This window comes from Rhodococcus sp. BP-349, assembly GCF_019835845.1.
In the GTDB taxonomy this organism is placed as follows: Bacteria; Actinomycetota; Actinomycetes; order Mycobacteriales; family Mycobacteriaceae; genus Rhodococcoides.
In genome coordinates this window covers 626,858-643,194 of record NZ_JABUDR010000002.1, presented here as the reverse complement: position 1 = coordinate 643,194, position 16,337 = coordinate 626,858, and the positions used below count along the sequence as shown (strand labels likewise).

General features: G+C 69.6%; 19 protein-coding genes. 9 read left to right on the top strand and 10 right to left on the bottom strand.

Annotated elements, in window-relative coordinates; genetic code table 11:
* Window positions 1-57: 57 nt before the first annotated feature.
* The 3 genes from HQ325_RS13580 to HQ325_RS13570 all read right to left on the bottom strand — a co-directional run bounded on the left by HQ325_RS13580 (window position 58) and on the right by HQ325_RS13570 (window position 2,163).
* Complete coding sequence (locus HQ325_RS13580; RefSeq protein ID WP_374107219.1) at window positions 58-501, bottom strand: hypothetical protein; 444 nt, start codon at window positions 499-501, stop codon at window positions 58-60.
* A gap of 70 nt (window positions 502-571) precedes the next feature.
* Window positions 572-1,555 carry an o-succinylbenzoate synthase gene (locus HQ325_RS13575; RefSeq protein ID WP_222630316.1) on the bottom strand — a complete coding sequence of 328 codons (984 nt, stop codon included), beginning with the start codon at window positions 1,553-1,555 and terminating at the stop codon, window positions 572-574.
* Window positions 1,552-2,163, bottom strand: a complete 612-nt coding sequence (locus HQ325_RS13570) for a PaaI family thioesterase (protein WP_222630315.1) — start codon at window positions 2,161-2,163, stop codon at window positions 1,552-1,554. Before HQ325_RS13570 ends, HQ325_RS13575 begins: the two co-directional genes overlap by 4 nt.
* Window positions 2,164-2,214: 51 nt before the next feature.
* On the opposite strand from HQ325_RS13570, the gene HQ325_RS13565 reads away from it, so the two are divergent.
* From HQ325_RS13565 to HQ325_RS13550, 4 genes are all read left to right on the top strand, one after another.
* A complete protein-coding gene (locus HQ325_RS13565) occupies window positions 2,215-3,123 on the top strand; it encodes a 1,4-dihydroxy-2-naphthoyl-CoA synthase (RefSeq protein WP_374107220.1) in 909 nt (302 codons plus the stop codon).
* Window positions 3,124-3,136: 13 nt separating this feature from the next.
* Entirely contained in the window at window positions 3,137-3,541 is a 405-nt protein-coding gene (locus HQ325_RS13560) for a VOC family protein (protein ID WP_222630313.1), read from the top strand.
* Window positions 3,534-4,697, top strand: a complete 1,164-nt coding sequence (menE, locus tag HQ325_RS13555; protein ID WP_222630311.1) for an o-succinylbenzoate--CoA ligase — start codon at window positions 3,534-3,536, stop codon at window positions 4,695-4,697. The genes HQ325_RS13560 and menE overlap by 8 nt, the downstream gene beginning before the upstream one ends.
* A 115-nt stretch (window positions 4,698-4,812) precedes the next feature.
* Window positions 4,813-5,934 (top strand): GAF domain-containing protein, encoded by a 1,122-nt coding sequence (locus tag HQ325_RS13550; protein ID WP_222630309.1) that lies wholly within the window; start codon window positions 4,813-4,815, stop codon window positions 5,932-5,934.
* 23 nt (window positions 5,935-5,957) lie between these two features.
* Here the strand turns inward: HQ325_RS13550 and HQ325_RS13545 are convergent, their stop codons facing one another.
* The gene (locus HQ325_RS13545; RefSeq protein WP_037184696.1) at window positions 5,958-6,152 is read right to left on the bottom strand and encodes a hypothetical protein; all 195 of its coding nucleotides are present in this window, start codon (window positions 6,150-6,152) and stop codon (window positions 5,958-5,960) included.
* 197 nt (window positions 6,153-6,349) lie between these two features.
* Between HQ325_RS13545 and HQ325_RS13540 the strand changes: the two genes are divergently transcribed.
* Both HQ325_RS13540 and HQ325_RS13535 read left to right on the top strand, forming a co-directional pair.
* The gene (locus HQ325_RS13540) at window positions 6,350-7,219 is read left to right on the top strand and encodes a 1,4-dihydroxy-2-naphthoate polyprenyltransferase (RefSeq protein WP_222630307.1); all 870 of its coding nucleotides are present in this window, start codon (window positions 6,350-6,352) and stop codon (window positions 7,217-7,219) included.
* Between the two features lie 59 nt (window positions 7,220-7,278).
* Complete coding sequence (locus HQ325_RS13535) at window positions 7,279-7,761, top strand: FBP domain-containing protein (RefSeq protein ID WP_222630305.1); 483 nt, start codon at window positions 7,279-7,281, stop codon at window positions 7,759-7,761.
* 18 nt (window positions 7,762-7,779) lie between these two features.
* Here HQ325_RS13535 and HQ325_RS13530 read toward each other — a convergent pair whose 3' ends face one another.
* Complete coding sequence (locus HQ325_RS13530) at window positions 7,780-8,172, bottom strand: phage holin family protein (protein ID WP_222631038.1); 393 nt, start codon at window positions 8,170-8,172, stop codon at window positions 7,780-7,782.
* 75 nt (window positions 8,173-8,247) lie between these two features.
* Between HQ325_RS13530 and pepN the strand changes: the two genes are divergently transcribed.
* Window positions 8,248-10,725 (top strand): aminopeptidase N, encoded by a 2,478-nt coding sequence (gene pepN, locus HQ325_RS13525; protein WP_222630303.1) that lies wholly within the window; start codon window positions 8,248-8,250, stop codon window positions 10,723-10,725.
* On the opposite strand, the gene HQ325_RS13520 is transcribed toward pepN, so the two are convergent.
* The gene (locus HQ325_RS13520) at window positions 10,705-11,022 is read right to left on the bottom strand and encodes a DUF4229 domain-containing protein (RefSeq protein WP_222630302.1); all 318 of its coding nucleotides are present in this window, start codon (window positions 11,020-11,022) and stop codon (window positions 10,705-10,707) included. The genes pepN and HQ325_RS13520 overlap by 21 nt on opposite strands.
* A gap of 168 nt (window positions 11,023-11,190) precedes the next feature.
* Between HQ325_RS13520 and HQ325_RS13515 the strand changes: the two genes are divergently transcribed.
* Window positions 11,191-11,400: a BldC family transcriptional regulator gene (locus tag HQ325_RS13515; RefSeq protein ID WP_042574081.1), complete on the top strand. Its 210-nt coding sequence runs from the start codon at window positions 11,191-11,193 to the stop codon at window positions 11,398-11,400.
* A 161-nt stretch (window positions 11,401-11,561) separates the two neighbouring features.
* Window positions 11,562-11,771, top strand: coding sequence for a hypothetical protein (locus tag HQ325_RS13510; protein ID WP_222630301.1), 210 nt, complete (start codon window positions 11,562-11,564; stop codon window positions 11,769-11,771).
* A 38-nt stretch (window positions 11,772-11,809) separates the two neighbouring features.
* Here HQ325_RS13510 and HQ325_RS13505 read toward each other — a convergent pair whose 3' ends face one another.
* The 4 genes from HQ325_RS13505 to HQ325_RS13490 are packed head-to-tail and all read right to left on the bottom strand — an operon-like array spanning window position 11,810 to window position 16,306.
* Window positions 11,810-12,841, bottom strand: coding sequence for a MinD/ParA family protein (locus HQ325_RS13505; protein ID WP_222630300.1), 1,032 nt, complete (start codon window positions 12,839-12,841; stop codon window positions 11,810-11,812).
* A gap of 33 nt (window positions 12,842-12,874) precedes the next feature.
* Window positions 12,875-13,852, bottom strand: coding sequence for a c-type cytochrome biogenesis protein CcsB (gene ccsB / locus HQ325_RS13500; RefSeq protein ID WP_056441651.1), 978 nt, complete (start codon window positions 13,850-13,852; stop codon window positions 12,875-12,877).
* Between the two features lie 2 nt (window positions 13,853-13,854).
* Window positions 13,855-15,498: a cytochrome c biogenesis protein ResB gene (locus HQ325_RS13495; protein WP_222630299.1), complete on the bottom strand. Its 1,644-nt coding sequence runs from the start codon at window positions 15,496-15,498 to the stop codon at window positions 13,855-13,857.
* Window positions 15,499-15,514: 16 nt separating this feature from the next.
* Complete coding sequence (locus HQ325_RS13490) at window positions 15,515-16,306, bottom strand: cytochrome c biogenesis CcdA family protein (protein ID WP_222630298.1); 792 nt, start codon at window positions 16,304-16,306, stop codon at window positions 15,515-15,517.
* Window positions 16,307-16,337 lie beyond the last annotated feature (31 nt).

Sequence of the window (16,337 nt, the reverse complement as noted above, 5' to 3'; positions counted from 1 at the left end):
ATCCGGCCCTCCGTGCGCCTTTCGCGCATCCGGGGATGCGCGAAAGGCGCACGGGGGTCAGGCTGCGTACTTCTGCACCAGGGCGCCGACGCGCGGGAGAGCCTCGGTGACGTTCTTCTTCGCCGACGGGCGGAGCGAGGAGTACGCCTTCTTGATGGTCGACTTGCTGGTCTCGTCGATGCGCGCGTCGGTGACGGACAGCAGCGCGTCGGACGCCTCGTCACCGTTCGCGGCGAGGAACTCACCGAAGGTGCCGGACGGCGCGGCCTGGTAGCGCTGCCAGAACGGGTCCAGCTTCTCGACGAAGCTCGGCCACAACTTCGCGACGGCGTCGTCGATGACGCTGGGGCTCACCTTCTTCACGGCGCCGTATCCGCCCTTGACCGCGAGGCCGGAGGCGCCCTTCTTGTCGGAGACCTCGGCGTCGATCAGCGCGCGGACGTCCGCGCGCACGGCCGGTGCGGTGTTCTCGTCGAGGAGGGTGGTCTGCAGTGATGCCACGGAAAACAATCCTGTCGTTTGGAGTCGGGCCGTAGGCCGTTCTCGGAGAAGGTTTCTGGTCGGCGCGACCCTACAACAGCGCGAGGGGGTGGCACCGGGCGAGACGTTCCAGCCACCACGCCCGCCGATGGTCCGGGGCTGCGAGCTCGCGGAGGCGATCCGCATCGGGGACCACGGTGTCCACCCGCAACCGGCCGTCGACGAGCGCTCGCGGCTCGGCCACGTCGGTGACGAACAGTGCGCCGGTGCCCAGGCCGCACGCGGCACTCGACGGCAGGGCAGCCGCGGCAGCGAGTCCGGCGGACATACCGATCGCCGAGTCGAGGGCGCTCGACACGACCACCGGGACGCCGTACTGCGCCAACTCCTCGGCAAGCCGCAGCACCGCCCGCACCCCGCCCAGCGGCGGCACCTTGACGACGGCCACGTCGGCGGCCCCGGCCCTGACCACGCGCATCGGATCCTCGGCTCGCCGGATGCTCTCGTCGGCGGCGATCGACACTCCGCGCACGCGTCTGCGCACCTCGGCGAGTTCCTCGACCGTCGCGCAGGGCTGCTCCGCGTACTCGAGGTCACCGTTCTCGGTGAGGGCGCGCAGGGCCGTCTCGGCCTCGTCGACCGTCCAGCCCCCGTTGGCGTCGACACGCACGGTGGGGACCAGCGCCCGGACCGCCTCGACTCGTGCGACGTCGTCGGCGAGAGTCTGCCCCTTCTCGGCGACCTTCACCTTGGCCGTCCGGGCACCGGGGTAGCGCGCCAACACATCCGGGACGTCCGCGGCGGGAACGGCAGGGACGGTCGCATTGATGTCGACGAACTCCCGCAGCAGGGTGGGCGCGCCCTGCCACGCCATCTCGATGCCGGCACGCAGCCATGCCGATGCCTCGGCGTCGTCGTACTCGGGGAACGCGCCGAACTCGCCCCATCCGGCCGGTCCGGAGAACACCAGCACCTCCCGCGTCGTGATGCCGCGGAACCGGGTGCGCATGGGCAGCGACAGCACGTGGGCCGACGCGACGATCTCGTCGAGCCCGGGAGCGGGGGCCGCCGTCACTGCTGGCCGGGGAGCAACTGCACCATGAGGGCGTTGCTCTCGGCGACGAGCGTGCCGTCCCGCTTGGTCAACCGGGCCTCGATGAACGTCTTGCGGCCCTCGACCTTCGTCACGTGCCCCTCGGCGACGAGCTGCTCGTTCAACGGGGTCACGGCGCGGTAGTCGATGTGCAGGAAGGCGGTGCGGCTGATCGGGCGGCCGTACGCGTGCTGGATCAGCCCGAAGAGGTCGTCGAACAGCAGCGGCAGCGTGCCGCCGTGCGCCGCGCCGTTGCCGCCGAGATGGAACCGGCGGAACACACCGGTGGACCGCACGCCCTCGGCGCCGTACTTCTCGATCGTCCACGGCAGCATCAGCAGGCTGCCGCGACCCGGCAGCTCCAGCGCGCGGCCCGCCGGTGACAGACCTTCCGGCACCACGTAGGGCGCCATGGTCGCGGCGAGTTTCTCCGCCTGGTCGGCGGCCAGGGCGAGCTGGTCGTCCGGCAGGTCGGTGGACACCGCGAGGTCCTGGACGGTGCGCAACGCCTCAATCAACCGGCCGTAGTCCGGCGGCGGCGTGGCCCTGGTGAACTTCGGGAATCCGCCGTGGGGGGAATCGTCGGTCATCGGACGACGGTAACGCGGAGTCCGATTCGGCCCGTCGTTAGGCTGTCGAGGGTGACCGATCAGACCTCGCCGTTCCAGCCCGAGCAGTGGACCGCGGTCCCCGGCTTCGAGGACCTGGTGGACATCACCTACCACCGCCACGTGACCGACGGGACCGTGCGCATCGCCTTCGACCGCCCCGAGGTGCGCAACGCGTTCCGTCCCGGCACGGTCGACGAGCTGCACCGGACGCTCGATCATGCGCGGATGACCTCCGACGTCGGCGCCGTTCTGCTCACCGGCAACGGCCCCGCACCGAAGGACGGTGTGTGGTCCTTCTGCTCCGGCGGCGACCAGCGCATCCGCGGGCGCAGCGGATATCAGTACGCGAGCGGTGACACCGCGGAGACCGTCGACAAGGCACGCGCCGGACGACTCCACATCCTCGAGGTGCAGCGCCTCATCCGCACGATGCCCAAGGTCGTCATCTGTCTCGTCAACGGTTGGGCCGCGGGCGGCGGACACAGCCTGCACGTGGTCTGCGACCTGACTCTCGCGAGCCGGGAACACGCCCGCTTCAAGCAGACCGACGCCGACGTCGGCAGCTTCGACGGCGGGTACGGCAGCGCATACCTGGCGAAGATGGTGGGGCAGAAGTTCGCTCGCGAGATCTTCTTCCTCGGCGACACCTACACCGCCGAGGACATGCACCGGATGGGTGCGGTGAACAAGGTGGTCGACCACGCCGACCTCGAGACCGTCGCCATCGAGTGGGGCCGCACCATCAACGGCAAGTCCCCGCAGGCGCAGCGAATGCTGAAGTACGCGTTCAATCTTCAGGACGACGGGCTGGTGGGGCAGCAGCTCTTCGCGGGCGAGGCGACGCGGCTGGCCTACATGACCGACGAGGCCGTCGAGGGTCGGGACTCCTTCCTCGAGAAGCGTGAGCCCGACTGGTCTCCCTACCCCTGGTACTTCTGAGAGGCGACCGACCATGGAGGTGCTGGCGAGCCGGATCATCCTGCGGCCGAGAGACTTCGAGAACACCCTGAGCTTCTATCGGGACCGGTTGCGGCTCGGCATCTTTCGCGAGTATCCCGGTGGCGTGGTGTTCTTCGCGGGGCAGTCGCTGATCGAGGTGGCGGGGCACGGGCAGGCCGGAGGCCGGTCGACGGCCGACGGGCGAGCCGGAGGCCGGTCGACGGCGGGCGCGACGATTCTGCTGCAGGTGCGTGACGTCGAGGCGGCGCGCACCGAGATCGAGGCGGCGGGCGTCGAGATCGTGCGCCCCCCGCAGACCGAGCCCTGGGGACTGACGGAGATGTGGATCGCCGACCCCGACGGCACGCGCATCGTCGTGGTCGAGGTGCCGCCCGACCACCCGCAACGCCGTGGCTGACCTGACCGTCCTCCCGGTGCCCGGCGGCGACGCGGTGCTGGGTCTGCTGCCCCGACTGCGCGCCGTGCTCGACGGCAGCGCCGAGCCGGTCCTGCCGGTCCCCGCCGACGACGATCGTGAGCGTCGCCGCCTCACGGACGCACTGTCACCGGGCACTCCCGCGGAGCCGGGTACCGCGATGGTGCTCGCGACGTCCGGGTCGACGGGAACCCCGAAGGGAGCCCTGCTCGGAGCGGCCGCACTCCGGGCAAGCGCCGCCGCCACCCATGCCCGGCTGGGTGGGCCGGGACAGTGGTTGCTCGCGCTGCCGGCCCATCACATCGCCGGGATGCAGGTGGTGCTGCGCTCCCTCGCCGCCGGTCACGAACCCGCGGTGGTGGACGTGTCGACGGGATTCGACCCCGCGCACCTCGTCCGCGCGGTCGCGTCGATGAGCGGGCCCCGGCGCTACACCTCCCTCGTCCCCACCCAGATGATCAAGGCTCTCGATCGTCCGGACGCCGTCGCGGCGCTCGCGTCCCTCGACGCCGTTCTGCTCGGCGGGGCCGCGACCCCGGCTCCCGTCCTCGACCGCGCACTCGCCGCGGGGATCACCGTCGTCCGCACCTACGGGATGAGCGAGACGTGCGGCGGGTGCGTCTACGACGGCGTTCCACTGGACGGCGTGACCGTGAGCCTCGAGGCGGACGGTCGCGTGCGCCTCGGCGGACCCACGCTGGCGAACGGCTACCGCGGAATGCCCGATCACCCGGCGTTCGCCGAGGTGGGGTGGTTCCGTACCGACGATCTCGGTCGCCTGCAGGGCGACCGTCTACAGATTCTCGGGAGGGCCGACGACGCCATCACCACGGGTGGACTCACCGTCGTACCGCGAGTGGTGGAGGACGCCGTCGCTCGGATCGACGGGGTCGCGGAGTGCGTCGTGGTCGGCGTGCCCGACCCTCGTCTCGGCGAACGGGTCGGCGCACTGGTGGTGGTACGGCCCGGCACAGCACTCACACCGCAGTCCGTACGGGCAGCCGTCGCCGATGTCCTGGGCCCGGCCGCGGCGCCCCGGCAGGTCCTGTTCGTGGACGCACTCCCGGCCCGCGGCCCGGGCAAGGTGGACCGCGCGGCGGCGCGAACGACGCTGGTCGCGTGTAGTCCGATCGAATGACACCCGCTTCTGCGCGCCGAGGGGCGAGCCGCCCGAGACCCTGACGGTGAGTAAGGTTCTCCCGGTACATCCGGGTCGGGGGCTTGGTTGTTCATGGGTTCGGAGGACTGTGACGATGGCGAGGCAGGCGACGGGAGCAGCTCCCGACGCGCACGACGGTTGGATTGTCGTGGAGACACTCGCCGAACCGCCCGACGGCGACGCGGGGCCCGTGGGGACCGTCGTCGCCAAGGACGGTCGAGCGAAGGACTGGACGGCGCTGTCCCGCGCCGTCGGTAGCAAGCGCATCGCGGACGCAGCGCGTGCGGTGACCGCGTTCGTCGCGACGAGCGGCGAGGACGCGGCCGAGACCGTGCCGGGACTGCGCAGTCCGCTGCGCGCCGTCGCGGTACCGGGTCCGCGGAAAGCCGTCCACGGCGTGATGCTTTATGCAGGTGACGATTCCGACGCACCGCCGCCCCTCGTCGTCGGCTACGACTGGTCGTCGTCGCGTCGACAGTTCGCTTTCACCCCGGGCATCGCCGGCGTCGTGGGCCGGGAATCGACAGCGAAGCTCGCCGCGCCGGCGTTCGAGTTGTTCGACCACGCGGACGACGCCGACAGCGCGATGTATCTCCTCGTCGCCCTGCTCGACGCGGAACCCGGAACCCGCTGGGACGGCACGGTGGCGTTGCGTACTCCGCGGGGTGCCCGGCCCCTGCGCAACGCGGTGCGGACGGTGCTCGACTCCTCGTGCGACGACGGTGACAGCCCGTACATCGACACCGTGTCGCACGCGTTGGCGATCTCACTCCGCGCGGACGAATTCGTGGTGGCGGGACCGTCGGTCGAGGCGTTCGCGCTGCGGTCGCTGACGCGCAACTCCCCCACTGCGATCGCGCTCATCGACACCGAGAGGGTGCGCGTCGTGCGGTGGCTGACGGAGCCGGTGGAGAACATCCTGTGGAAGGGGCAGGTGGATCAGCGCGACACCCCGCACCCCACGGACATCCCCCGCATCGTGTCGGCCTACCGGCGAATGCACGAGTGGGCCGACCATCGCACCGAGATCCCGGGTGTGCGCCTGCGCCGCGTCGACGGCGGGTGGACCGTCGTCGATCTGCGGGCGACTCGTGTTCCGGGACAACGGTTCCTGATGGTCGAATTCCAACCGGTCGGATTCTCGGACGAGCATGATCCCGTCCCGGCCACCGACACCGGATACCCGGGTCGTGGTCCGCGCAGACCGTCCAGCTGAGCTGAACCTCAGGGTCGAGCGTGTCAGGTTCGCGGCATGCCGCACCGGGCGGCGAGGCAGCGTTCGAGATCTTCGGTGACCGCCCAGGCCGTGTCGAGGTCACCGCCGAGCAGCAGGGACCGCTGACGCAGGGTGAGCGCGCGAATGGCGCGGTCGAGTTCGACGTCCGTCATGGCCGCGACGGCGTCGTCGATGGTGGAACTGGTGATGTCGTCCATCGTTCATCCCCGGGGTGCGACAGGTGAACCGATCCGATATCGGTTCCGCATTCGTGTGCCACGTTCACGGCCGACGGCGACAAGCCAGTGAGAAACCCCCGAGGTCGAGGGCGCTCCCGGAGTATACGCCGCGATCGGTCGGCCCCACAACACGACCGCGCGGGGCCCGAGCTGCCCGCGTAGGCAATGATCCACACATGGCGACAGCATCCCAGTGGCTCGAAGGCGCACGGCCGCGCACACTTCCGAACGCGATCGCACCGGTCGTGGCCGCGGCGGGTGCGGCAGCGGCGGCCGGCGACGTGACGTGGTGGAAGGCCCCGGTGGCCCTGCTCGTGTCGGTCGCCCTCATCGTCGGCGTGAACTTCTCCAACGACTACTCCGACGGCATCCGTGGTACCGACGACGACCGCGTCGGGCCGATCAGACTCGTCGGCTCCCGGTTGGCGACGCCGTCGGCAGTCCGCGGCGCAGCTGTGGCGTGCTTCGCGCTCGCGGGCGTCGCGGGGCTCGTCCTCGCGCTGACGACGGCCTGGTGGCTGGTTCTCGTCGGCGTCGTGTGCATCGCGGGGGCCTGGTACTACACGGGCGGATCGAAGCCCTACGGCTACAGCGGCCTCGGCGAGATCGCCGTCTTCGTCTTCTTCGGGCTCGTCGCCGTGCTCGGCACCCAGTTCGTGCTCACCGATCGCGTCGACCTCGTGGGACTCGCGTGCGCCGTCGCGATGGGCTGCTTCTCGAGCGCCGTCCTGGTGGCCAACAACATCCGCGACATCCCCACCGACACCGAGGCCGGCAAGCTGACCCTCGCGGTCCGGCTGGGCGACGCCCGGAGCCGCGGTCTGCACGCCGCGCTGCTCGGCGTGCCGTTCCTCGTCAGCCTGCTGCTGCTTCTGCACTCGCCGTGGGCCGTCCTGGGCGTCGTCGCCTTCCCGTTGGCCTGGCGCGCCAACGCGCCCGTCCGAACCCGGCAGCAGGGCCTCGCGCTCATTCCGGCGCTGCGCGACTCGGGTCTCGCGATGCTCGTCTGGGCGGTGGCGACCACCGTCGGCCTGCTGCTCGGGTAGTCGCCGCGCGACGGGTAATTCCGTTGCCCACGCTCATGATCTCCCTCTACGGTCGTCCCATGGACCCCGTGACCGAACCCGAGATCCGGGCATCGTTCGTCAACTGCTCGAAGGGCGAGGCGAAGCGCATCCCCGTCCCTACCGATCTGGACGGTCGCCCGTGGGACGACCTGGACTTCCTCGGCTGGAGCGACCCCGCGTATCCGGGCCGCAGCTTCCTCGTCGTGCCGACCGCGGATCGGCTCGTCGGAGTCGCCCTGCGTTCGGAGAGCAGTTCTCGCCGATCTCAGATGTGCAGCATCTGCACCACCGGGCACCAGAACGGCGGCGTCACGCTGATGGTAGCCCGCAAGACCGGCGAGTCCGGCCGCCGCGGCAACACCGTCGGCACCTACCTGTGCTCGGACCTGGCCTGCTCGCTGTACGCGCGGCGGATCAAGACCCCGACGCTGGGACGGCAGTACCGCGACGACACCCCGGTCGAGGAGCGCGTCGGCAAGCTTCGCGAGACCATCACGGCATTCGTGGCGCGGCTGGACTGACCGCGGTCGGCGGCAGCCTCAGCGGCGCGCCGATCGCCGATTCGGCACCAGTCCACCGAGAACCCAGTTGACGATCGACACGATCACCGCGCCCCAGAAAGCGGCCCCGAAACCGTCGACGGTGAGCCCGTACCCGGTGCTCTCGGTGATGGCGGCGGTGAGCAGCAGCATCAGCGCATTGATGACCAGCAGGAACAGCCCGAGAGTGAGCACGATGAGGGGCAGCGACAACAACTGCACGATCGGCTTGACCAGCGCGTTGATCACGGTGAACACGGCGGCGATCCCGATCAGCACCACCAGGTCCCAGCCCTGCCCGCGCCCCGAACTCGCGATCGAGATGCCGTCCACCCAGGACGCCGCCAGCCAGATCGCGAACGCCGTGCCGATCAATCTGAGCACCAGAATCATGCGCCCCATGATGGCACGGGTCGCCGCGACGGTGGTGTGTCGCGAGCCGCGCGGCCGGTGGTGTTGCATGAAGGTGTGAGTACCGCGAACCTGACCCGCGCCGAGACCGCCGACCGCGCCCGGGTGGTGTCCGACGTGCGATACGACGTGGCGCTGGACCTGACCGAGGCACGGACCCGAGCCGAGTTCGGCACCGTCACCACCGTGAGCTTCGCGGCCACCGCGTCGTCGACGTGGATGGACTTCCTCGGTGCCGGCGTGGACCGCGTGATCGTCAACGACCACGAGCAGGAGGTGCAGTACGACGGTGCGCGGGTGCTCCTGCGTGATCTCGGGAGCCGCAACACCGTGCGCATCCACGCCCGCGGCTCGTACAGCCGCACCGGTGAGGGCCTGCACCGATTCGTCGATCCGGCGGACGGCGAGACCTACCTCTACACGCAGTACGAGCCCGCCGACGCGCGGCGCGTCTTCGTGAACTTCGAGCAGCCGGACCTCAAGGGACCGTTCGTCTTCCGGGTGAGCGCGCCGGACGAGTGGACGGTGCTGTCGAACGAGCGGGTGGAAGAGACCACCACCGACGACGCAGGGTCGTCCACCCGTGTCTTCGCCGCCACGCAGCCGATCTCCACGTACATCACGGCCGTCGTCGCAGGCCCGTACCACCGCGCCACATCGGAGTACCGCCGCGGCGACCTCACCATCGAACTCGGCGCGTGGTGCCGTGCGTCGCTCGGCGAGTACCTCGACCACGACGACATCTTCGACGTCACGCGCGCCGGGCTCGACTTCTTCCACGATGCGTTCGAGTTCCCCTACCCCTTCGGGAAGTACGACCAGGTGTTCGTGCCCGAGTACAACCTCGGCGCAATGGAGAACCCCGGCTGCGTCACGTTCACGGAGTCCTACGTGTTCCGCAGCGCGGCCACCCGAGCGCAGTACGCACGGCGCGCGAACACGATCCTGCACGAGATGGCGCACATGTGGTTCGGCGATCTGGTGACCATGCAGTGGTGGGACGACCTGTGGCTCAAGGAGTCCCTCGCCGACTACCTGGGCGCGTACGCCTCGGTCGCGGCCACTCGGTTCACCGACGCGTGGGTGTCGTTCGCCCTGCGCCGCAAGGCGTGGGCCTACTCGCAGGACCAACTTCCGACGACCCACCCCGTCGTCGCCGACATCGTCGACCTCGAGGCGGCCAAGCTCAACTTCGACGGCATCACCTACGCCAAGGGTGCCAGCGTGATCAAACAACTCGGCGCCTTCGTCGGGGACGAGGCCTTCTTCGAGGGTGCCCGTGCGTACTTCCGCGCTCGGGCCTTCGGGACGGCCACCCTGCACGACCTGCTCGACGCCCTGGCCGCACCGTCCGGCCGGTCGCTCGACGAGTGGTCGGCCGCCTGGCTCGAGACCACCGGCGTGTCGACCGTGCTGTACGACCGCACCAGAGGTGTTCTCACGCAGACGGATCCGCGTCCTCAGCGGTTGGACATCGCGCGCCTGTCGCCGGACGAGAACGGCCACCTCGTCGATGCGGAACCGATCTCGGTGCACATCACCGACGCGGAGACACCGCTCGCACTGCCCGATGCCGCGGTGATCCTGCCGAACGACGGCGATCTCACGTACGCGAAGGTGCGCCTGGACGCGCGGTCGATGGAGGCGACGATGCAGTCGCTGGACCGCATCCCCGACGACCTGCGCCGCGCCCTGGTGTGGTCGTCCTGGTGGAACGCGACGCGTGATGCGGAACTTCCTGCGCAGACGTACGTCGACCTGGCGATCCGCTTCGCTCCCACCGAGTCCCACCCGGCCGTGCTCGGGTCGATTCTCGCCGACACGGCGGTCGCGGTCGAGCACTACGCCGCGGACCGCGACGGTGTCCGGAAGCGGTGGACCACGACGGCGGCCGAGCAGCTCACCGGTGCGGCCCCGAGGTCGGACGCTCAGCTCGAGTGGTTCCGGGCGTTCTCCGCTGCGGCGTCGCACGACGAGTCACACGTGGAGCGGGTCCGACGGTTGATCGACGGCGCGGAGTCCGTCGACGGTCTCGATTTCGACGCCGAGCAGCGCTGGGGTCTGTGGTTCGCGCTGTCGGCCACGGGGCACACGGACGAAGCCGAACTGGCGACGGTGCTCGAGTCCGATCGCACGGGGGCCGGCGAGGTGCAGTACGCCGCAGCGGTGGCGGCGCAGCCCGTCGCGTCGGTCAAGGAGGCGACCTGGGCCGCGCTGACCAGCTCGGCGGCCCTGAGCAACGAGCGGGTGGGGGCACTGATCCGCGGCTTCACCGCGGGGCCGTCGCGCACCCTGATCGAGCGATTCGACGAGCAGTACTACGCGCTGCTGGAGACGTTCTGGCGGGAGCGGAGCATCGAGATCGCCCGACGACTCGTCATCGGACTGTTCCCGTCGGCACGCGACACCGTGGACGCCGACAGGTGGTTGTCGGACCACCGCGACGCTCCCGGTGCCCTGCGACGGTGCGTGGTCGAGCAGCGCGACCACCTGGCTCGCGCTCTCGCCGCCAGGTCACTCTCCGCGCAGGCGTGAGTGCAGATCTTCACGGTCACGGCGACGCTTCTCGTCGACGGCGGCGATGTCCTCGTTGACGCGTCGGCGCAGCCCCTTGAAGAGCACGAGCGACAGGGGGAACGCGACGACCAGGGCGAACACCATGGCGATCAGCAACGGCACGGTCACCCCGACCAGCGTGGCCCCGAAGTAGATCACGGCGGCCACCACGGCGATGAGACCGAGCCGGGCGGCGGTGTACACGCCGAGATCGCGGACCAGTCGGCCCTTCGCCGACCCGCTGGGGGTGCTGCCGGTGGAGATGGGATCGGTCATGGCCACAGATTACCGGAGCCGTTCGACGTATCCGATTTGTCCATTACCTCCCCTTTACCAACATTAGAAGAGTCGAGTACCCGGGGGTCTCGGTGCCACCATGGGCAACGGATGCGGACATACAGCCGCAGTCGACCGAGATGAACACTGTGTCCCTGGAGGATCGCGATGAGTGCACCGGCTTACACCCCCACGCAGGAGAACCTGCTCACCCCCGGCCAGGTGGCCGCACTCTTCCATGTCGATCCGAAGACCGTCACGCGCTGGGCCCACGCCGGCCGGCTCGGATCGCTCCGCACGCCCGGCGGCCACCGTCGCTTCCGCGAGTCCGAGGTCATGCAGCTCCTGACCTCGCTCACCACCGAAGCGCACCGTTGATCACGCGTCACCGCTGACGCGCCACACACTCGGCACCGTGTCGACACTCGCGGTGTTCGTGCCGGACACCAGCGCGTGGCAGCAGATTCTCAGGATCTTGCGAACTCGACTCGAGTGCCCCGGCGCTACGCCACGACTACGCTCGGTAGTGGAGGTGCGTGATGATCTATGTTCTGGCTCTGATCGGGCTCGTGGTCGTGATCGTGCTCCTCTGGAAGTCTTTCGGCCCCGAGACCGGGGCACCCAGAGGACGCGTCACCGGACCGGACGACGACCCGGAGTTCCTGTGGAAGATCAGGAACAACCCTGCACGTGATCGTGGCAACGGTCCCGAGCGTCCCGATGCGGGAACGCCCGGTTCCGTCGAGTGAGCCGCGTCGAGGATTGACCCGCGAGCAGTGGATGGCCGTCACCGCATGATGTGAGGCGGAAACTCGGCGGTCATCGCTGCCGCGGTCTCGAGTAGGGCCGTGCGCGTCGCCGGCGCGAGAGCGTCCAGGTCCACCTCTGCGCCTTGCGCGAGGTGGTCGTCGTACGGGATGACCCGCACGGCGCGGCATCGCTGACCGAAGTGGTCCACGATCTTGGACACGTCGATGGCCTTCGAGCCGGGCCGAACCATGTTGACCACCGTCAACGACTGCTCCACCAGGTGCCGGTAGCCGTGCGCGTCGAGCCAGTCCATCGTCGCCGATGCACTCCGCGCTCCGTCCACCGATCCACTGCTCACGATCACCAGTCCGTCCGCGCTACGCAGGATCGCCCGCATCGCCGAATGCAGGAGTCCGGTACCGCAGTCGGTCAGCACGATGTTGTAGAACCGTTCCAGCACCGCCACAGTGGTCTCGTAGTCGTACGCGTCGTACGCCTCCGACATGGCCGGGTCGGACTCCGACGCCAGTACTTCGAGCCGGTGGCGATTCTGTGACGTGAAGTCACGCACCCCGCTGTACTTGTCGATGTCGCGGGCGTCCCGCACCAGGTCGCGCACCGTCTTCTCGGTCTCCGACGGAACTCGGGAGCTCAGCGTTCCGCGATCGGGGTTCGCGTCCACGGCGATCACCCGGTCACCTCGCACCGACGAGAACGTCGATCCCAGTGCCGCCGCAACCGTTGTCTTTCCCACCCCGCCCTTGAGGCTCAGGATCGCGATCCTGTGACAGCCGTGCAACGGGTTCCCGACCTGACGCACCAACGCCAGTCGCCGCTGTTCCTTGGCGCTGTTGCCCACGTTGACGCGCCCACCGGTGGCGTCGTACAGCGTGCGGCGCCAGCCGCCCGTCGGAGGGGGCGGGGACGTCCGCAGCAGCCGCGACGTCGACAGATCGTGCGCCGTGGGCGGCGGCGGAACCGGTTGGATCGCGGGATCCGTCGGCGCGGACAGCGCACGCCCGTCGTCCTGCGGGCCGGGCGACCACCCGTCCCAACGATCGTCCGTCACAGGTCCCCCCCGGCGGTCAGGTCGAGCCGACGGTCAGTTCAGACCCGCGTACGAGTGCAGACCGGAGACGACCATGTTGATGATGAAGAGATTGAACAGCATGGCGACGAAGCCCGCGACGTTGATCCACGCAGCACGGGTGTTCCGCCAGCCCGACGTCGCCCGTGCGTGCAGGTACGCCGCGTAGACGACCCACGCGATGAAGGACACCGTCTCCTTGGGATCCCAGCCCCAGAAGCGTCCCCACGCGGCCTCGGCCCAGATCGCACCGAGGATGACGCCGGCACCGAACAGCGGGAAGCCGATGATCGTGGTCTTGTAGGCCAGGCGGTCGAGCGTTCGGGCGTCCGGAAGACGCTGGGCGAACCGGGCGAGTGCACCCGTGTTCGCGCCGTCCTCCGTAGCCGGGAAGCGCATGCGCAGCAGGAACAGCAAGGAGGCGACGCCGGCTACCAGGAAGATTCCGCTGCCGATGCTGACGATGGTCACGTGGATCGGGAGCCAGTACGAGCGCAGAGCCGGGACCACGGGCGCCGCGTCGGCGTAGAGAACGGTGGCGGCGAGGAACATCAGGATCATGACAGGGACGACCACGAAGATCAGCGTCGGGCGCATCTTCCGCAGCGCGATGATCGAGGTCGCCGTCGCGGCGGCCGTGGCCATCGTGACGAACTCGTACATGTTGCCGAGCGGGAACCGGTCGGTGGCGAATCCGCGCAGCACGATCGACGTGACCGTGAGCAGCAGACCGAGCACCACCAGCGCGTAGCCCATGCCGCCGTAGCGCTCGGACGCGGGACGCCGGGGCGCCTCCTCGATCCGGCCGGGGCCGGTGGGCCGCACGGGCGCCTTGCCCGCCGCGACGAGCTGCCGCTCGGACTTCTGCTCCGCAGCCGTGACGGTCTGCGTGGCGTACTGGGCGATGAGGAACACCGCCGCGAGCAGGTAGACACCGAACGCCGACCGGAAGGACCAGTCGCTGAACTGCGCGAGTGTGGCGTCGATCGGCATGGTCACTCCCTGTTGTTCGAGGTAGGTACGTCACCGGCGTCGGGTCTGTCGAGCACCCGCGCGGTGAGGCGGTCGAACTCGTCACCCCAGCCGGCCTGATCGGTCCGGGCGAGTCCGCCCACTTCTACTACGGTACGTCGTCGGTCGTCGTCCGTGCTCACGCGGACCCAGATGCGACGGCGCTTGATCACCAGGGACACCAGCAGACCGGCCATCATCGACAGCGCGAACACCAGCACCCACGTCTGCGCGGGGTCGTGCGAGACCTGCAGGTTGACGAATTCCTCGGCTCCGTCGAATCGCACCTGGGTGCCGTCGGACAGCGTCGTCGACTCCCCCGGTGTCAGGTTGACGCGATCCTGCTTCACGAGCCGGCCCTGCTCCACCAGCACCTGGCTCAGCGAGAACAGCGACTGCGGGTTACCGGTGTCGAGGCCGGTGTCGCCCTTGTAGATGTCGACGGCCACCGCCGGATCGTTCGGGGCGGGGAAGCTCGACGACAACAGCGAGCCGTGGAAGAACGCGGTGGGCGCGAACAGCCCCTCGATGGCGATCTGGTTCTGGCGGCGGACGTCTGGGTCGGGGTACAGACCACCGGGCGGATCGAAGCGGTGCACTCCGCTGGAGAGGAACGTGGTGCCGTCCGTGGGCTCCCACTGGACCGTCTCGGTACGGGTCTCCCCGTTCGGGAACGTCACCGTGAACGTCGGCGCGTATCCGTGTCCCTGCAGGTAGACGCGGTCACCGGCGACTCGCAGCGGATGGTTGACCTGCAGGGTGTCCGGGCGCCAGGTGTTCGTGACCAGGTCGTCGCCGGCCTGGTACTCGATGTCGGACGTGAACTGCTCGGCCTGCCCGTTCTCGAGGTAGTCGGCCGTGAAGTTCTTCACCCGCACGCAGAGCGGGGTCATGCCCGTGCCGTCCTCGCTGTTGCCGGCGCGGAACGAGTCGAACTGGGCGGGCGAAGTGGTGCAGATGCCCGGGCCGTCGTTGGCGATGACGACGACGTTGCCCTCGTAGCTGAAGAGCTTCCCGACGGCGATGGCCACGAGCAGACCGACGAGCGACAGGTGGAACACCAGGTTGCCCGCCTCGCGCAGGTACCCCTTCTCCGCGGACAGCGTCAGGGCGCCGCTCTCCTCGGTGCGCCGCATCTTGCGCCAGCCGCGCATCCGGCCGTCGATCTCGTCGAGGAGAACGTCGGGTGCCGTGTCGACCTCGGTGCGCAGGTGGTGGGGCAGCCGCCCCAGGTTGCGCGGGGTGGCGACCGGCGGGGTGCGCAACGCGCGGGCGTGGTCGACGCAGCGCGGCAGGATGCAGCCGACGAGCGAGACGAACAGCAGGACGTAGATCGCCGTGAACCAGAAGCTGCCGAAGACGTCGAACAACTCCAGCCGGTCCATGACGGGCCCGAGGGACGGGCGGTCCGCGATGTACTGATCCACCTTCCCCGCGTTGAGGCTGCGCTGCGGCAGCAGCGCGCCCGGGATCGCGGCCAGGGCGAGGAGGAACAGTAGCACGAGAGCCGTGCGCATCGACGTCAGGCCGCGCCAGGTGTTCCGGACGGCGGCGACGGCGCGCCCCGCCGGAGACTGCCGCGGCGGGCGTGCCTCGGCGTCCGGGCGGGCCGACAGGTCAGTGCTCATATCTCTTTCACGTCCACTAGATCGGCAGGGTCACGCTGGTCACCGCTCCGTCGCGGATCCAGCTGACGAAGAGGTCCCAGGCGCCCGTCACCAATGCGATGCCGACAGCCACCAGCATCACACCGCCGAACACCTGGATGGCACGGGCATTACGACGCAGCCACCCCACGCCGCGCAACGCGCTGACGGACCCGAAGGCCAGCACGACGAAGGGCAGCCCCAGGCCCAGGCAGTACGCGACGATCAGCACCACGCCGCGCGCCGCGGTGGTGCCCTCGGTACCTGCCGTCAGCGAGATGACGCCCGCCAGTGTGGGTCCGAGACACGGGGTCCATCCGAGCGCGAACACGCCACCGAGCAGCGGTGCCCCGAGGATGCTGCCGACGCGGCGCGGTTCGAAGCGCGTGTCGCGCTGCAGGGCGGGGATCAGACCGAGGAAGACGAGACCCATCGCGATGGTGACGACGCCGCCCACACGCTGCAGGATCTCGCGGTTGACCGACAGCACCGAGATGGCACCGAAGACCGAAGCCGTGGCCAGGACGAACACCACGGTGAATCCGAGAACGAAGAGGGCCGCGGCACCGGCGACGCGGCTGCGACCCCGCACCAGAGTCTTGGTGGCCGCCTCGTCGGCGGTGACGGACGGGGAGTCCGCTCCGACGACCCCGGCCAGGTAGGACAGGTAGCCCGGAACCAGGGGAACGACGCAGGGCGACGCGAACGACACCAGACCGGCGAGCAGGCAGGCACCGAGAGCCAGGAACAGCGGCCCCGACGCGGCAGCCGACTGGAACGCCTCACCCATCCGAAGCCCTAACCATCGGACGCCTCCGGCG

Coding starts and splice junctions, on each gene's coding strand:
- HQ325_RS13560 (WP_222630313.1), top strand. CDS start 3,137: ATGGAGGTGCTGGCGAGCCGGATCATCCTGCGGCCGAGAGACTTCGAG.
- HQ325_RS13540 (WP_222630307.1), top strand. CDS start 6,350: ATGGCGACAGCATCCCAGTGGCTCGAAGGCGCACGGCCGCGCACACTT.
- HQ325_RS13570 (WP_222630315.1), bottom strand. CDS start 2,163: ATGACCGACGATTCCCCCCACGGCGGATTCCCGAAGTTCACCAGGGCC.
- HQ325_RS13515 (WP_042574081.1), top strand. CDS start 11,191: ATGAGTGCACCGGCTTACACCCCCACGCAGGAGAACCTGCTCACCCCC.
- HQ325_RS13530 (WP_222631038.1), bottom strand. CDS start 8,172: ATGATTCTGGTGCTCAGATTGATCGGCACGGCGTTCGCGATCTGGCTG.
- ccsB (WP_056441651.1), bottom strand. CDS start 13,852: ATGCCGATCGACGCCACACTCGCGCAGTTCAGCGACTGGTCCTTCCGG.
- HQ325_RS13490 (WP_222630298.1), bottom strand. CDS start 16,306: ATGGGTGAGGCGTTCCAGTCGGCTGCCGCGTCGGGGCCGCTGTTCCTG.
- HQ325_RS13535 (WP_222630305.1), top strand. CDS start 7,279: ATGGACCCCGTGACCGAACCCGAGATCCGGGCATCGTTCGTCAACTGC.
- HQ325_RS13545 (WP_037184696.1), bottom strand. CDS start 6,152: ATGGACGACATCACCAGTTCCACCATCGACGACGCCGTCGCGGCCATG.
- HQ325_RS13550 (WP_222630309.1), top strand. CDS start 4,813: ATGGCGAGGCAGGCGACGGGAGCAGCTCCCGACGCGCACGACGGTTGG.
- HQ325_RS13495 (WP_222630299.1), bottom strand. CDS start 15,498: ATGAGCACTGACCTGTCGGCCCGCCCGGACGCCGAGGCACGCCCGCCG.
- HQ325_RS13520 (WP_222630302.1), bottom strand. CDS start 11,022: ATGACCGATCCCATCTCCACCGGCAGCACCCCCAGCGGGTCGGCGAAG.
- HQ325_RS13510 (WP_222630301.1), top strand. CDS start 11,562: ATGATCTATGTTCTGGCTCTGATCGGGCTCGTGGTCGTGATCGTGCTC.